Below are 15178 nucleotides of genomic sequence, written 5' to 3'. Positions count from 1 at the left end.
ATTCCCCACTGCTGCCTCCCGTAGGAGTCTGGGCCGTGTCTCAGTCCCAGTGTGGCTGATCATCCTCTCAAACCAGCTATGGATCGTCGGCTTGGTAGGCCGTTACCCCACCAACTACCTAATCCAACGCGGGCTAATCCTTTGGCGATAAATCTTTCGTCCCCCGTATCCACTACGAAGGACCACATACGGTATTAAACCCAGTTTCCCGGGACTGTTCCGTACCAAAGGGCATATTCCCACGCGTTACTCACCCGTCCGCCGCTAAACCCGAAGGCTTCGCTCGACTTGCATGTGTTAGGCCTGCCGCCAGCGTTCGTTCTGAGCCAGGATCAAACTCTCAAGTTGAAAAGCGCCGAAACGCTTGTCCTTGACGTCGAACCTTGCACATCTGCCATCCGGCCCCGAAAGACCGGATGATCATCTGTTCATCGTCCTCACTCGCGTGAGCCGACAAACAGTGAAGCTGACACCTGGATCATCGGGAAAAACCCTACCAGGCCGATATGCAAGATGTCCTGTCGTTCAGACCAGACCGCCCGCATATCCCTTCATCATAACAATCATGTCAAAAAGCACCGAAACAACAATCACCGAAGACGCGCCACTCTCACGACGCCCCAACGGCCATCCATCCCGGATAATCTCCCGAAACCCCAAAGCCAAAACCCGAAGCCCCGAACCAGTCAAACCCTCAGGCCCGATCGGTGAAGGCGTATCTACGGATCACAAAACAAAGGTGCAAGAGGAAATTCGCAAAAAAACTGCCCTGCGCGTCAATTTCCTGCCAAGGGCCTGTTTCGAAAACCTTCTTCAGGCCCTTGCCGGTCTTGCGCGCGCCAGCGGTCTCTTGATCACGACCCGCAGGCCGAGAAGCAACAGAATCACCAGAAGCCAGAAGGTCGGCGTGACCGGAAAGGTCTTCAGCGACCAGATCCAGTGCAGGGCGACGAGCGGCGCGGCGACATAGACCAGCTTGTGCAGATTGCGCCAGCCTTGCGCGCCCATGCGCCGGATCGACAGGTTGTTCGATGTCACTGCCAGCGCCGTCAGCAGCGTGAACGCCACCATTCCGAACAGCAGATAGGGCCGCTTCACGATATCGCGGGCCATCTGCGCCCAGAGAAACCCCATGTCCAGCGCCAGCCAGGACAGGACATGCAGGCCCGCATAGGTGAAACAGATCAGCCCAAGCGCGCGGCGAAACCGCATCAGACTGATTCCCGCGATCCGCAGCAGCGGCGTGACCGCAAGGCTGGCGATCAGGAAATAGAGCGCGGTCCGGCCCAGGCGATATTCGATGTCGCGAACCGGGTCGATGCCCAGTCCGCCGAAGAACGTATCCGACACCAGCAAAGCAAGCGGGATCATGCCCCCCAGCCACACGACCCAGACCGGCAGTCGGCGCAGTGCATCATTGATTTTTCTGCGCATCAGAAGTTCTTCTTGAGATCCATGCCGGAATACAGCGATGCAACCTGATCGGCATAGCCGTTGAACATCAGCGTTTCCTCACGTCCGGCGAACAGTCCGGCACCGATGCGCCGCTCGGATGCCTGCGACCAGCGGGGATGGTCGACATTCGGGTTCACATTGGCGTAAAACCCGTATTCGTTGGGCTGACTTGCATTCCAGGTGGCATAGGGCTGGCTGTCGGACAGGGTGATCCTGACGATCGACTTGATCGACTTGAACCCGTATTTCCATGGCACGACCAGCCGGATCGGAGCCCCGTTCTGGTTCGGCAGCGGGTCGGAATACAATCCGGTCGCCAGAATCGCCAGCGGGTGCATCGCCTCGTCGAGCCGCAGTCCCTCGCGATAGGGCCAGTCAAGGATCGGATAGCGCAGACCGGGCATGTTGTCGGGCTGCGTCACCGTCTCGAAGGCGACGAATTTCGCCGAGGGCTGGATCCCGGCCCTGTTCAGCACCGAAGCCAGCGGCACGCCGATCCAGGGAATGACCATCGACCAGCCCTCGACGCAGCGCAGCCGGTAGATGCGTTCCTCAAGCGTGTTCTCGGGCGCAAGATCCTCGACACCGTAAGAGCCGGGGCGATCCACCAGACCGCCGATCTCGACCGACCAGGGATCGGTTTTCAGCCCGCCGGCATTGCGGGCGGGATCCTCCTTGCCGGTGCCGAATTCATAGTAATTGTTGTAATTTGTAATTTCTTCCAGCGTGTTGGGCTTTTCGTCGGTCGACAACCCGGACGGCTTGCCGCTTAGCGCCAGCGCCGGCGAGGCGGACAGAGCCGCGGCAGTCGCGATGAATGCACGCCGATCCAGCCAGTGGGCCTTCGGTGTCACGTCTGACCATGTAAGTTTCATGTTCTTCCTCCGATCCGTCTTGTGCCTGGCAGCCTTGCACACCCGACCTAGACATAGTCACGATGCGGCGGGCCGAAAATGCGCATCACATTCCCATTACCCTTCGTTCCGGCGATACCGCCCGTTACGGCACGAGCGATGACAAGCAGGTGATCGCAGGCGTCGCAGGCGGACAAGAAGCCGGACAGGATCAACGCGGATGCGCCGATGTTTCCCTGCAACGGACGGGAATCCGCCTGTCAGGCAAAGCACGGGCGGCACGCGGTGATGGGCCGCGTGGCGCGGCCTCAGCTCTCGGCGATCTGTCGCAGGAAGGCCGGACCGAAGCGATTCAGGCGCGCGGCATCCAGATGGCGCGACAGGGCAGCCTGGTCCGCGGGGCGAGATTCGGCGATGCGGCGCAGTTGCGCGGTCGAACAGGACAGCGGCTTTTCGGTTCCATCCTCGCCGCGCGTCAGCCGGTTCTGCGCCGCGACCAGACGGTCGAACAGGATGCCCTCGGGCCGGCCCGCCAGCGCCCGGCGGTGGGGATGCATGTCCGGCTGATCGCCTGCGATCACCGACAGGAATTCGGTGCCATAGCTTTCCAGCTTCTTCGCCCCGACCCCGCTGACCCGCGCCATCTGGTCCAGATCCTGAGGACGCAGGCGGGCCATCTCGATCAGCGTGCGGTCGGGGAAGATGACATAGGCAGGCACGCGGGCGGCCTCGGCCAGCGCGCGGCGCCGGGCCTTCAGCGCCGACAGAAGCGGCTCATCCTCTTCGTCGACCTGCGTGCGCAGGACATTGGCGCCCCTGGCCCGCAGGGTCGTGTCATGACGCAGAGTTACGCTGTCCTCGCCGCGCAGAACCGGATGGGCGGCGTCGGTCAGGAACAGAGCCCCGTGGCGTTCCGGATCGGGGCGGCACAGATCCAGGCCCATCATCTGCCGGAAGATCGCCTGCCACTGGCCACGCGAATGATCGCGACCGACACCGAAGGTCGGCAGCTTGTCGTGGCCGCGTTCGCGAACCTTTTCGGTCGTGTGTCCGGTCAGGATGTCGATCAGGTGCCCCGCGCCGAACCATTCACCGGTGCGCAGCATCGCCGACAGCGCCATGCGCACCGCCTGCGTGCCGTCGAACAGCCGGGGCGGGGTCAGGCACAGATCGCAATTGCCGCAATCCGCCTGCATGTCCTCGCCGAAATAGGCCAGCAGGCGGCGGCGGCGGCAGCCTGTCGCCTCGGCCAGACCCAGCAGCGCGTTCAGCCGCGCGTGATCGGCCCCCTTGCGATCATTGGCGGCCAGCCCCTCATCGACCTGCGCACGACGCAGGCGAATGTCGTCGGGACCGTAGAGGGTCAGCGTCTCGGCCGGATCGCCGTCGCGACCGGCGCGGCCGATTTCCTGATAATAGGCCTCGATGGATTTCGGCAGGTCGGCATGGACCACCCAGCGGATGTCGGGCTTGTCGATGCCCATGCCGAAGGCGACCGTCGCGCAGACGATCAGGCCGTCTTCCTGCTGGAACCGGCTTTCGACCCGACGGCGCAGATCGGCTTCCATACCGCCGTGATAGGCGACCGCGCTGTGGCCTTGGTCATTCAGCGCCTGCGCCAGCGTCTGGGTCCGGGCGCGGCTGGCACAATAGACGATGCCCGATTGTCCGCGCCGTGCGGCAACGAAGGTCAGCAATTGCTTGCGCGGGCTGTCCTTGGGCTGAAAGGCCAGCCGGATATTGGGGCGGTCGAAGCCGCGCAGGAAGGTGACGGGTTCGGCGCCGTCGAACAGGCGGGTCACGATCTCGGCCCGCGTCTCGGCATCGGCGGTCGCCGTGAAGGCCGCCAAAGGCACGCCCAGCATGCGCTTCAATTCGCCGATGCGCAGGTAATCGGGCCGGAAGTCGTGACCCCACTGGCTGACGCAATGCGCCTCGTCCACGGCGATGGCGGTGACGCCCGCCCGGCGCAGCAGATTGATCGCCCCGCCCGAGGCCAGCCGTTCCGGCGCCATGTAGAGCAGTTTCAGTTCGCGCCGTTCCAGCGCCGCCAAGACCGCATCGGTTTCGTCCTGCGTATTGCCGCTGGTCAGCGCGCCGGCCGGCACGCCCGCTGCGGTCAGCGCGCGAACCTGATCGCGCATCAGGGCGATCAGCGGCGAGATGACGACCGTTGCGCCGTCGCGCATCAGCGCGGGCAATTGATAGCACAGCGACTTGCCGCCGCCGGTCGGCATGATCGCCAGAACCTCGCGGCCTTGGGCCACGGCCTCGACGATCTCGCCCTGGCCGGGTCGAAAGCCGTCAAAGCCCCAGACCTGCCTCAGAAGATCGTCGGCGGGCACGTCCCTGGGCATCACATGCCGTAGAAGAAGCCGGCATTGTTGGCCAGGGCGCGTTGCAGGATGATGATGATGATGAACACGACCAGCGGCGCCAGATCCAGCCCGCCGGTATTGGGCAGGATGTTGCGGATCGGACGGTAGAGAGGTTCCAGAAGCCGGTTCAGCCCGTCCCAGATCTGCGCGACCAGCGGCTGGCGCAGGTTCAGAACCTGAAAATTGATCAGCCAGGACATGATGATGTGGACGATCATCACGAACCACACCACTTGCAGGATCAGTTGCAAGGCCTCGTACAGCGTTCCCATTGTGCCCTCGTCGTCGCGGTCCGGACCTCTATGCAGGTGCCGGCACCGGCGTGCAACCCGGTTGCCGCAGCGTTCGGGTTGACGATGCCGCCGGGCCGGGCCACGCCCGGCCCTGCCCGGCAACAGAAGGGGGCCCGATGTATCCGCTGATCCGTTTCGCCAAGGAGATGATCAAGTTCCGCGGCGCGCCGCCGCTTGGACCGATGGACGCGCATGTCTCGACCCATCGCTGCTGGCCATGGGATCTGGATCCCTGGATCGAGTTGAACAACGGCCGCACCCTGACCCTGTACGACCTGGGCCGGATCTCGCTGGCTTCCCGCACCGGGCTGGTGCCGGTTCTGCGCGAGAAAGGCTGGGGGATCACCGTCGCCGGAAACTCGACCCGCTACCGGCGGCGAATCCGCGCCTTCGAGAGGTTCACGATGATCTCGCGCATGGTCGGCTGGGATGATCGCTTCATCTACATGGATCAGTCCATGTGGAAGGGATCCGAATGCTGCAATCAGGTGCTGATCCGTTCAGCGGTGACATCCCGGCAGGGGATCGTCCCCCCGCCGCGGCTGATGCAGGCGCTTGGCCATCCGGTCGGCAGCCCCGACCTGCCCGGCTGGGTGCAGGCCTGGATCGACGCCGATGCGGCACGGCCCTGGCCGCCGCTGGTTCCCGACGGCACGAAAGGTGACTTGCCAGTCTGACCCGCCTCGGGCCTTATGGCGAAAAAGCGACCGGGGGACGAGATGGACCGCAAGCGGATCTGGGGCTGGTGGTTTTTCGACTGGGCCAGCCAGCCCTATGCCACGCTGCTGCTGACCTTCGTCTTCTCGATCTATTTCGCCGAGATCGCGAAAAGCCATTTCATCGCCCTGGGCGACGGCGTGACGCTGGCGGGGGCGCGTGCGCAGGCGTTGTGGGGTTACGGTCTGTCGGTCAGCGGCGTCGTGATCGCGGTTCTGGCGCCGATCCTGGGGGCGGTGGCCGACACCTCGGGACGCCGGATGCCCTGGGTCTGGCTGTTCTCGGCGCTGTATGTCCTGGGCGCCGCGGGGCTGTGGTTCGTGGTCCCCGAACAGCCGCCGCTGATCGCCGCGGTCACGCTGTTCGGCATCGGCCTGATCGGCATGGAATTCGCCACCATCTTCACCAATGCCATGTTGCCCGGCCTTGCCCCGCGCAACGAGATCGGGCGCCTGTCCGGGTCGGGCTTTGCCTTCGGCTATGTGGGCGGCGTCGTCGCGCTGACGCTGATGCTGGCCCTGTTCGCCGAAACGCCGTCGGGCCGGACGCTGGCCGGGATCGCGCCGCTTTTCGGTCTGGATCCCGAGACCCGCGAGGGGACGCGCTTTGTCGGGCCTTTCGTGGCGATCTGGTATGCCATCTTCATGGTGCCGTTCTTCCTGTGGGTCCGCGAGCCGCGCGGGCCGCGCGCAAGAATCAGGCTGGGCGCCGCGATGCGCGATCTGGGACGGCTGATCGGCAGCCTGCGCCATCGCCGCAGCCTGGCGGCCTGGCTGGTCTCGTCGATGCTGTCGCGCGACGCGCTGAACGCGCTATACGGTTTCGGCGGCGTCTATGCCGGCACCGTGCTGGGCTGGCCGGTCTTTCTGGCGGGTATCTTCGGCGTGGTCAGCGCCGTCTCGGCCGCGATCATCAGTTGGCTCGGCGGGCGCGCCGACCGACGCTGGGGCCCGCGCCCGGTCATCGCGGCCTGCATGCTGATCCTGATCGCGGTCTGCATCGTGATCATCAGCATGGATCGCGACACCTTCCTTGGCATGGCGGTGCCGGACGGCCCGGTCGTGGCCGGGCTGCGCCTGCCCGATGCGATCTTCTTTCTGTGTGGGGCGCTGATCGGCGGCGCGGGCGGCGCGCTGCAAGCGGCCAGCCGCACGATGATGGTCCGCCACACCACCGCGGACAAGGCGACAGAAGGCTTTGGCCTCTATGCGCTTTCGGGCAAGGCCACCGCGTTCCTGGCGCCGTTCCTGATCGCGACGGTCACCGATCTGACCGGCAATCAGCGCATCGGCATCTCGCCCCTGATCGCGATGTTTCTTCTGGCGCTGGTTCTGCTAGGCTGGGTCAAACCCGAAGGAGAGGCAAAGCAGTGATCCGCAAGTTCCTGACCGCAGCCGCCCTGTTGGCAGGGCTTGCCGCACCGCTGTCGGCCCAGTCGCTGGCCAAGGACGTGTTCGGCAACTTCCGCGGCGCCTCGCAAGGCCCGCCGGTATCGATCGGCTATTATTCCAAGGGCTGCGGCCAGGGCTTCGCGCAACTGCCCGAGTCCGGGCCAAGCTGGCAGGCCATGCGACTGTCGCGCAACCGCAACTGGGGCCATCCCGAACTGGTCGATTTCCTGATCGGCCTGTCCCGCGTTGCACAGCAGGCCGGCTGGCGCGGCCTCTATATCGGCGACATGAGCCAGCCTCGCGGCGGGCCGATGACCTCGGGCCATGCCAGCCATCAGATCGGGCTGGACGCCGATGTCTGGATGCTGCCGCCCTCCTCGCTGGCGCTGAGCCCGGCGCAGCGGGAACGCATCTCCTCGGCTTCGGTCGTGGCCAGGGGCGGCACGGCGCTGTCGCCGAATTTCAACGGCGGGCACATGACGATCCTGCGCGCCGCGGCCCGCGATCCGCGGGTCGAGCGGATCTTTACCGACCCCGTGGTCAAGGTCGCGATGTGCCAGTTGGAAAAGGGCGACCGAAGCTGGCTGCGCAAGATCCGGCCCCTGAACGGGCATGAATCCCACTTCCATGTCCGGCTTGACTGTCCGCCCGGCTCGATCTGTCAGGATCAGGAACCGCCGCCCCCGGGCGATGGTTGCGCCGAGGCTGCCGAATGGATCAGGAACCGGATCGACCCCAGCCGCGTGAAACCCGCCCCGCCCGATCCGAATTACCGCCATCCCCGCACCTATCGCATGGCCGAGTTGCCTGCCCAATGCCGCACCGTCGCCGGCGCGCGCTAGGCGCCATCCTGTCCGTCCTGCTGATCACGGCCGGCGCCCCCGCGCCGGCCGTGACGCTGGATTACATCGGAACCTATGTCTGGTCGGGCACCGAAGGCAGTTTCGGCGGCTTTTCCGGGCTGGAGATCAGTGCCGACGGGTCCGGCTTCAACGCCCTCAGCGACCGCGCCTGGCTGTATTGGGGCAGCGTCGAACGCGACGCGCAGGGCCGCATCCGGGGCATGAATGTCGCCGGGCGCGCCCATCTGAAGGACAGCAAGGGACAACCGCTGAAGCCGGGCTATCTGGGCGACAGCGAGGGCTTGGCGATCGCGCGCGACAGCAGCATCTGGGTCAGTTTCGAAGGTCTGGACCGGATCGCCAGCTATGCCGATCCCGATGCGCCCGCGACCCGCCGGCCCTTGCCGCCGAAACTGCCCGACTTCCGCACCAATTCGGGGATGGAGGCGCTGGCTGTTCGCGATGACGGATTGCTGGTCGCGATCGTCGAACGATCCTCGCGCAAGGACCGGCCGTTTCCGGTCCTGGGTTTCCGCGACGGCAAATGGAGCCGCCTGGGCACGATCCGCCGGGATCCGCGCTGGCTGATGACCGGCGCGGATTTCGGCCCCGACGGGATGCTTTACATACTGGAGCGCGATTTTCGCGGCCTCTTCGGGTTCGTCTCGCGCGTGCGCCGGATGCGGCTGACCGCCGAGGGCCCGAAGGACGAGGAAATCCTGCTGACCACGCGACCGCTGCAATATGACAACCTCGAGGGGATCTCGGTCTGGGACGACGGACAGGGAATCCGGCTGACGATGATTTCGGACGACAATTTCCTGATCGTGCAGAGAACGGAACTGGTCGAATATCGGTTGCGAAACTGACCGGGAAAGGGGACCTCGCCGGCCCCCTCTTGGCCTGCGGCCAATTCACCCCCGCAGGTATTTGCAAAGAGCGCGAGGAGTTTGTCGAACCCTGGGTGCGATGGCGACCGGCCGCGGTTGCGAGCGCGCCGAATTGACAGCACCCGCCGGCCCGGCGTATGGCCGCGTTGTTCCGCGCCGCGGAGCCGAGTTGTCCGCAACCTTGTAAAACGGAACATCATTCATGACCCGCTATCTGCCCGGCGTGATCGCCATGGCCGCCATCGTCGTGGCCTCGAATATCCTGGTCCAGTTCGTCATCGGAGACTGGCTGACCTGGGGCGCCTTCACCTATCCCTTCGCCTTTCTCGTCACCGATGTGATGAACCGTGTCTACGGCGCGGCGGCCGCGCGCCGGGTGGTGCTGGCCGGTTTCCTGGTGGGGGTGATCTGTTCGCTGGCCGCAGCGGGCCTTGACAGGACCACGCTGCGCATCGCCCTGGGATCGGGCACGGCCTTCATCGTCGCGCAAACGCTGGACATCGCCATTTTCGATGCCCTGCGCGGCGGGCGCTGGTGGACGGCGCCGCTGGCATCCTCGCTGGTCGGATCGGCGCTGGATACGGCCCTGTTCTTCAGCATCGCATTTTCGGCCATCCTGCCGGCGGACGGCAATACCGTCTGGGCCAACGAGGCGGTTCCGCTGCTTGGTCAAGGACCGATCGGTCCGCTGTGGATTTCGCTGGCAAGTGCCGATTGGCTGGTCAAACTTGGACTGGCGCTACTGGCCCTTGTGCCATTCCGGCTGATTGTCCGCAATTTGTTGAGGCACCCCCAAGAAATCTGATTGACAGAATCTCGATCTGTGGCACCCTTCCCCTTGCAACGGCAACACATTGAAAGGAGGTGGTCCAGTGTCGAGAGTGATATTGGAGAGAGGTGTCGGAACAGTCAGGGGGGCCGTGGCCTAGGGGCAGCCCCCTGGGTCGTAAACCCTGATTGGGACCGGACGGATTCTAGCCATCCCTAACCGGGCCATCTCCGTGGAACTCGCGGGCCGTCTGATCTGGGCGGCCCGTTTCCGGTGCCGGCGCGCGAAGCGGGCCTTCACCGCGCATCGTGAGACGATGCCGAAAAGGGCGCAGCCGAGGATCAGGCCGCGCCCTTTTGTTGTCGCAGGGGCGGCGGCGCCGATCACATTCTCTCGATCGCGATGGCGATGCCTTGGCCGCCGCCGATGCACATGGTGATGAGGGCTTTCGCGCCGCCGGTCCGGTCCAGTTCGGACAGCGCCTTGACGGTCAGGATGGCCCCTGTTGCTCCGACGGGATGGCCCAAGGCGATGGCGCCGCCATTCGGGTTCACCCGCCCCGGGTCAAGCCCCAGCCCCTCGTTGACCGCCAAGGCTTGCGCGGCGAATGCCTCGTTCGATTCGATCACGTCGAAATCGGCGACTTTCAGCCCGGTGCGCGCCAGCAATGCCCGAACCGCCGGGATCGGGCCGATTCCCATGACGTCGGGCCGGACGCCCGCGACCGCGTAGCCCAGGATCCGGGCGCGCGGGGTCAGGCCCGCGGCCCGCGCCGCATCCGCCCGCGCCAGCACCAGCGCCGCCGCACCGTCATTGATGCCGCTGGCATTGCCTGCGGTCACGGTGCCCTCCTTGCGGAACACCGGTTTCAGGCTGGCCAGCCGGTCGAGATCGGTTTGCTTCGGGTGTTCGTCGGTATCGAAGACCGCGACTCCCTGGCGGGTCTTGACCTCGATCGGCACGATCTGGTCGCGAAAATGCCCCGCCGCGATGGCCGACGCGGCACGGCGCTGCGATTCCAGGGCGAATTCGTCCTGCGCCTGACGGCCGATCCCGTGTTCGGCGGCGACGTTTTCCGCCGTCACGCCCATATGGCCCGTGCCCATCGGGCAGGTCAGCGCCCCGGTCATCATGTCCAGCATCACCTGATCACCCATCTTCGCGCCGAACCGGGCCGAGGGCACGGCGTAGGGTGACCGGCTCATGCTTTCGGCGCCGCCCGCGATGGCGAAATCGGCGTCACCCAGCATCAGCGCCTGCGCGGCCGAGACGATGGCCTGCGCACCCGATCCGCACAGCCGGTTCACGTTCATCGCGGGCGTGGTGTCGGGTATCCCCGCCTCCAGCATCGCGACGCGTGACAGATACATGTCGCGCGGCTCGGTATTGATCACATGGCCGAAGACGACCTGCCCGATCCGGTCGGGAGCGATGCCGGCGCGCTCGATCACGGCGCGGGTGACGGTTGCTGCCAGCCGGATCGGCGCAATCGCGGCAAGGCTGCCGCCAAAGGTGCCGATGGCGGTGCGCGCGCCGGACAGGATGACGATATCGGATTCGGCCATGGTTTCCCCCTTGCTGATCATTCCGCAGCATAGGAGTCTCCGGCCGCACGGCAATCGTCGTTGCGGCGGGCCGGGATACGACGTTGCGGCGCGAGGACCGCGCACCTAGTCTGGAACCAGCCTCAACCGCCGGACCACAAGCCGATGCAAGCCCCCCTTCCCCGGATCAAGCTGCGCCTGGAATATGGCCATGCTCTGACGCTGGGTCCGGGCAAGATGCAGCTTCTGGTGCTGATCGACCATCACGGCTCGATCGCCGCCGCCGGCCGCGACATGGGAATGAGCTACAAGCGCGCCTGGTCGCTGGTCGAGGAAATGAACGCGGGCTTCACCCTGCCGGTGGTGGACAGCAGCCGTGGCGGACCGGGCGGCGGCGGCGCGGTGCTGACCCAGACCGGGCACGCCGTCATCCGGCATTTCCGGGCGCTGGAGACGTTGCTGGACCAGGCCGGCGCGCGGGACCTGCAGGCGCTTGGCCGGCTGCTGGCCGATCGCGACTAGCAGGCGATCACCACGGCCGTCTGCCATTCCCCGCATTTCCGCATCAGCGCATCGGGCAGGGGCCGATCCACGAAGACCGTGTCAAGATCGGACATCGAGATGATTCGCACCGGCGCGGATCGTTCCAGCTTGCTGATATCGGTCACCAGAAAACATTTCCGGGCCAGCCCGGCGATGGCGCGGCTGACCCGGACCTCGGCCATGTCGAAATCCAGAAGATCGCCATCGGCATCCAGCGCCGAGGCGCCGATGATGGCGTAGTCGGGTTTGAACTGGGCCATGAATTCGGTTGTCAGATCGCCGACCAGCCCCCCGTCGCTGCGCCGCAGCGCCCCGCCCGCGACCACGATTTCGCAACTGTCGTTGCCGACGAGGATATTGGCAACGTTCATGTTGTTGGTGATGACGGTCAGGTTGCGATGACCCAGCAATTCGCGGGCAACGGCCTCGGTCGTGGTGCCGAGATTGATGATGATCGAGGAATTGTCGGGAATCCGCGCCGCGCAGGCCCGGGCAATGGCGGCTTTCGCATCCTCGTGCATCCGCCGCCGCTCGGCATAGCCGATATTGCTGACGCCGCTGCGCATGACCGCGCCGCCATGGATCCGGTCCAGCATCCCGTGATCGGCCAGTTCGCCCAGATCGCGGCGAATGGTCTGCAAGGTCACGTCGAAACGTTCGGCCAGTTCCTCGACGCCGACGCGGCCGGACGCACGAGCGATCTCCAGGATCTCCATCTGGCGAATGTTCATGGCCACGACCCCCTCTTTCGTTTACGGAAAGATGATGTGCGCTTCTTGTCAATACGAAAGTAAATCGCGCATCCGCGAAAATTCCCGTTGACAGTTTGCACGAAGCCGTGATCACCTGACCCGGCTTTGGGAGGAGCCTCATGCCGGAGATCACCGACCTTTTCATCATCGGCGGCGGCATCAATGGCTGCGGAATCGCGCGCGACGCGGCGGGCCGCGGTCTGTCGGTCCGGCTGGCCGAGATGGGCGACCTGGCGCAGGCGACCAGCTCCAAATCCACCAAGCTGTTTCACGGCGGGCTGCGCTATCTGGAATATCTCGAAATCCGGCTGGTCCGCGAGGCGCTGCGCGAACGCGAGGTTCTGCTGCGCGCCATGCCCCATATCAGCTGGCCGATGCGCTTCGTGCTGCCGCTGGACCCGAAGATGACGTTTGAATCGGACACGCCCGTCAGCCGCGCGCTGTCCCTGGCGATGCCGTGGAACCGCGGGCACCGGCCGAACCTGCTGATCCGGGCGGGGCTGTTTCTCTATGATCATCTGGGCGGTCGGAAGATCCTGCCCCCCACCAGCACCCTGTCGCTGAAGGATACGCCCGAAGGGGCACCGCTGCAGGACCGGCTGGAGCGGGCCTACGAATACAGCGATTGCTGGGTGGACGATGCGCGGCTGGTGGCGCTGAACGCGCGCGACGCGGCCATGCGCGGGGCCGGGATCATGGTCGGCGCCAAGGTCGCCGAGGCTGCGCGTGAAGACGATTTGTGGCGCGTGACGCTGGAAGACGGACGCGCCTTCCGCGCCCGGGCGCTGGTCAATGCGGGCGGGCCGTGGGTCGGCCAGGTGATCCGCGACGTGGCGCACCTGCCCTCGACCGAGACGGTGCGCCTGGTGCGCGGATCCCACATCGTCGTGCCAAGGCTGTATGACCACGACAAGGCATATTTCTTTCAGGGCGCCGATGGCCGGATCATCTTTGCGATTCCCTATGAGCAGCGATTCACCCTGATCGGCACCACCGACCGCGATCACCAGGGCAGCCCGCTAGAGGCCGAATGCACCCCCGAGGAACAGGAATACCTGTGCGGCTTCGCCTCGGACTATTTCGCACGGCCGGTGACGCGCGACCAGATCGTCTGGACCTATTCCGGGGTCCGGCCGCTCTACGACGATGGCGCCAAATCAGCCACCGCGGCGACGCGCGACTATGTGCTGTCGCTGGATCAGGCCGGCGCGCCCTGCCTGAACGTCTTTGGCGGCAAGATCACCACTTATCGCCGGCTGGCCGAGCACGCGATGGAACGGCTGGCGCCGCACTTTCCGCGGGCCCGTTCGGCCTGGACGGCCGGTGCGCCCCTGCCCGGCGGAGATTTCCCGGTCGATGGCGTGGCCGGCCTGATCGCGGATCTGCGCGCGGCCTATCCGTTTCTGGATCAGGACCGGGCCGCGCGGCTGGTCCGGGCCTACGGGACCGAGGCCTGGACCATGCTGGGCACGGCAAAGGCTGCGGCCGATCTTGGCCGCGATTTCGGCGCCGGCCTGACCGAAACCGAGGTCGGCTGGTTGATGGACAAGGAATTCGCGCGTCGCGCCGAGGATGTCATCTGGCGGCGCAGCAAGCTGGGCCTGCAGATGAACGCAGACCAGATCGCCGAACTGGAGGGCTGGATGGGCCAGAAAAGGGCAGCCGCATGACGCTGGAACTGCGCGGCATCTCCAAAACGGTCGGCGGACGGGTGCATATCCATGCCACCGACCTGGTCCTGCAACCGGGCAGCATGAACGTGCTTCTGGGTCCGACTCAGGCCGGAAAGACAACGCTGATGCGATTGATGGCGGGCCTGGACCGTCCGGCGCAAGGCCGCGTCTTCTGGAATGGCGATGACGTGACCGACCAGCGTGTGCAGGACCGCAAGGTGGCGATGGTCTATCAGCAATTCATCAATTATCCGTCCATGTCGGTCTATGAAAACATCGCCTCGCCCCTGCGGCTGATGCGCGTGAAGCGGGACGAGATCGACCGGCGGGTGAAGCAAACCGCCGAGATGATGCGCCTGACGCCCTTGCTGGATCGGCGGCCGCTGGAATTGTCTGGCGGCCAGCAGCAGCGCTGCGCGTTGGCGCGTGCGCTGGTCAAGGATGCGGGCCTGGTGCTGCTGGACGAGCCGCTGGCCAATCTGGACTACAAGCTGCGCGAGGAATTGCGCGTCGAGATCCCCCGCATCTTCGAGGAATCCGGCGCCATCTTCGTCTATGCCACGACCGAACCCGAGGAAGCCCTGCTGCTGGGCGGCAATACCGCGACATTATGGGAAGGCCGGATCACGCAATTCGGCCCCACGCCACAGGTCTATCGCCAGCCCGCCGACGCTGTGACCGCAAGGGTCTTTTCGGACCCGCCGATGAATTTCAAGCCCGTCTCGGTCCGGGGCGGGGTGGCCGGGATCCACGACGCGACCTGGCAGGTCGATCTGCCCGACGGCGACTATCTGGCGGGATTCCGACCGTCGCACCTGTCGCTGCACGAACGGCCTGGCGCGATGCCGCTGTCCACCGTCCTGGAGACGACCGAGATCACCGGCGCGCAGACCTTCCTGCATCTGCGCCACGGGCCCGATCGCTGGGTCGGGCTGGTCAACGGCGTGCACAAGCGCGATCATGGGCAGGCGCTGACGGTCTGGCTGGATCCGGCGCATGTCTATCTGTTCAACACCGATGGCGGGCTGGCGCGCGGCGCCGCCTATGCGGCGGCGGCATGAGGGCATGAGGGCATGA

14 protein-coding genes and 1 rRNA gene (1 of these 15 running past the window's edge) are annotated in these 15178 nt (G+C 65.5%); 8 read left to right on the top strand and 7 right to left on the bottom strand.

The genetic code is table 11. The features are described 5' to 3' along the window. From B4L36_RS03155 to B4L36_RS03135, 5 genes are all read right to left on the bottom strand, one after another. A 16S ribosomal RNA gene (locus B4L36_RS03155) occupies nt 1-348 on the bottom strand; its annotated part reaches 1236 nt to the left of the window's first position; the annotation flags it as partial. A 465-nt stretch (nt 349-813) separates the two neighbouring features. Continuing rightward, the gene (locus B4L36_RS03150; protein WP_292952236.1) at nt 814-1434 is read right to left on the bottom strand and encodes a sulfite oxidase heme-binding subunit YedZ; all 621 of its coding nucleotides are present in this window, start codon (nt 1432-1434) and stop codon (nt 814-816) included. Further along, on the bottom strand, nt 1434-2330 hold the full coding sequence (msrP, locus tag B4L36_RS03145; protein ID WP_292952234.1) for a protein-methionine-sulfoxide reductase catalytic subunit MsrP: 897 nt from the start codon (nt 2328-2330) through the stop codon (nt 1434-1436). The genes B4L36_RS03150 and msrP overlap by 1 nt, the downstream gene beginning before the upstream one ends. Nucleotides 2331-2617: 287 nt before the next feature. Next, a complete protein-coding gene (recQ, locus tag B4L36_RS03140) occupies nt 2618-4666 on the bottom strand; it encodes a DNA helicase RecQ (protein WP_292952232.1) in 2049 nt (682 codons plus the stop codon). Further along, a complete protein-coding gene (locus B4L36_RS03135; protein WP_292952229.1) occupies nt 4666-4959 on the bottom strand; it encodes a YggT family protein in 294 nt (97 codons plus the stop codon). Before B4L36_RS03135 ends, recQ begins: the two co-directional genes overlap by 1 nt. A 137-nt stretch (nt 4960-5096) precedes the next feature. On the opposite strand from B4L36_RS03135, the gene B4L36_RS03130 reads away from it, so the two are divergent. From B4L36_RS03130 to B4L36_RS03110, 5 genes are all read left to right on the top strand, one after another. Then, entirely contained in the window at nt 5097-5657 is a 561-nt protein-coding gene (locus tag B4L36_RS03130; protein WP_292952226.1) for an acyl-CoA thioesterase, read from the top strand. A gap of 15 nt (nt 5658-5672) precedes the next feature. Next, nucleotides 5673-7070, top strand: a complete 1398-nt coding sequence (locus B4L36_RS03125) for an MFS transporter (RefSeq protein ID WP_292952223.1) — start codon at nt 5673-5675, stop codon at nt 7068-7070. Continuing rightward, nucleotides 7067-7930, top strand: a complete 864-nt coding sequence (gene mepA, locus B4L36_RS03120) for a penicillin-insensitive murein endopeptidase (protein ID WP_292952220.1) — start codon at nt 7067-7069, stop codon at nt 7928-7930. Before B4L36_RS03125 ends, mepA begins: the two co-directional genes overlap by 4 nt. Beyond that, on the top strand, nt 7903-8799 hold the full coding sequence (locus B4L36_RS03115; protein ID WP_292952217.1) for an esterase-like activity of phytase family protein: 897 nt from the start codon (nt 7903-7905) through the stop codon (nt 8797-8799). Before mepA ends, B4L36_RS03115 begins: the two co-directional genes overlap by 28 nt. A gap of 223 nt (nt 8800-9022) precedes the next feature. Next, a complete protein-coding gene (locus tag B4L36_RS03110; RefSeq protein WP_292952214.1) occupies nt 9023-9625 on the top strand; it encodes a VUT family protein in 603 nt (200 codons plus the stop codon). Nucleotides 9626-9972: 347 nt separating this feature from the next. Here the strand turns inward: B4L36_RS03110 and B4L36_RS03105 are convergent, their stop codons facing one another. Beyond that, a complete protein-coding gene (locus tag B4L36_RS03105; protein WP_292952240.1) occupies nt 9973-11154 on the bottom strand; it encodes an acetyl-CoA C-acyltransferase family protein in 1182 nt (393 codons plus the stop codon). A 144-nt stretch (nt 11155-11298) separates the two neighbouring features. Here B4L36_RS03105 and B4L36_RS03100 point away from each other — a divergent pair, with 144 nt between their 5' ends. Then, complete coding sequence (locus tag B4L36_RS03100; protein WP_292952211.1) at nt 11299-11655, top strand: winged helix-turn-helix domain-containing protein; 357 nt, start codon at nt 11299-11301, stop codon at nt 11653-11655. Here the strand turns inward: B4L36_RS03100 and B4L36_RS03095 are convergent. After that, a complete protein-coding gene (locus B4L36_RS03095; RefSeq protein ID WP_292952208.1) occupies nt 11652-12413 on the bottom strand; it encodes a DeoR/GlpR family DNA-binding transcription regulator in 762 nt (253 codons plus the stop codon). The genes B4L36_RS03100 and B4L36_RS03095 overlap by 4 nt on opposite strands. 134 nt (nt 12414-12547) lie before the next feature. Between B4L36_RS03095 and glpD the strand changes: the two genes are divergently transcribed. Beyond that, nucleotides 12548-14098, top strand: a complete 1551-nt coding sequence (glpD, locus tag B4L36_RS03090; RefSeq protein WP_292952205.1) for a glycerol-3-phosphate dehydrogenase — start codon at nt 12548-12550, stop codon at nt 14096-14098. Beyond that, on the top strand, nt 14095-15162 hold the full coding sequence (locus tag B4L36_RS03085; RefSeq protein WP_292952202.1) for an ABC transporter ATP-binding protein: 1068 nt from the start codon (nt 14095-14097) through the stop codon (nt 15160-15162). The genes glpD and B4L36_RS03085 overlap by 4 nt, the downstream gene beginning before the upstream one ends. The last annotated feature ends 16 nt before the right edge of the window (nt 15163-15178 follow it).

Origin of the sequence: Paracoccus sp. UBA889 (assembly GCA_002294185.1) — a bacterium.
In the GTDB taxonomy this organism is placed as follows: Bacteria; Pseudomonadota; Alphaproteobacteria; order Rhodobacterales; family Rhodobacteraceae; genus Paracoccus.
Note: the sequence above shows the minus strand (reverse complement) of the source record. Positions and strands in the feature narration are given on the sequence as shown.

What these genes read in the sequence shown, in the direction of transcription:
- B4L36_RS03150 (WP_292952236.1), bottom strand. Translation starts at nt 1,434, where the DNA reads ATGCGCAGAAAAATCAATGATGCACTGCGCCGACTGCCGGTCTGGGTC.
- msrP (WP_292952234.1), bottom strand. Translation starts at nt 2,330, where the DNA reads ATGAAACTTACATGGTCAGACGTGACACCGAAGGCCCACTGGCTGGAT.
- recQ (WP_292952232.1), bottom strand. Translation starts at nt 4,666, where the DNA reads ATGCCCAGGGACGTGCCCGCCGACGATCTTCTGAGGCAGGTCTGGGGC.
- B4L36_RS03135 (WP_292952229.1), bottom strand. Translation starts at nt 4,959, where the DNA reads ATGGGAACGCTGTACGAGGCCTTGCAACTGATCCTGCAAGTGGTGTGG.
- B4L36_RS03130 (WP_292952226.1), top strand. Translation starts at nt 5,097, where the DNA reads ATGTATCCGCTGATCCGTTTCGCCAAGGAGATGATCAAGTTCCGCGGC.
- B4L36_RS03125 (WP_292952223.1), top strand. Translation starts at nt 5,673, where the DNA reads ATGGCGAAAAAGCGACCGGGGGACGAGATGGACCGCAAGCGGATCTGG.
- B4L36_RS03115 (WP_292952217.1), top strand. Translation starts at nt 7,903, where the DNA reads ATGCCGCACCGTCGCCGGCGCGCGCTAGGCGCCATCCTGTCCGTCCTG.
- B4L36_RS03110 (WP_292952214.1), top strand. Translation starts at nt 9,023, where the DNA reads ATGACCCGCTATCTGCCCGGCGTGATCGCCATGGCCGCCATCGTCGTG.
- B4L36_RS03105 (WP_292952240.1), bottom strand. Translation starts at nt 11,154, where the DNA reads ATGGCCGAATCCGATATCGTCATCCTGTCCGGCGCGCGCACCGCCATC.
- B4L36_RS03100 (WP_292952211.1), top strand. Translation starts at nt 11,299, where the DNA reads ATGCAAGCCCCCCTTCCCCGGATCAAGCTGCGCCTGGAATATGGCCAT.
- glpD (WP_292952205.1), top strand. Translation starts at nt 12,548, where the DNA reads ATGCCGGAGATCACCGACCTTTTCATCATCGGCGGCGGCATCAATGGC.
- B4L36_RS03085 (WP_292952202.1), top strand. Translation starts at nt 14,095, where the DNA reads ATGACGCTGGAACTGCGCGGCATCTCCAAAACGGTCGGCGGACGGGTG.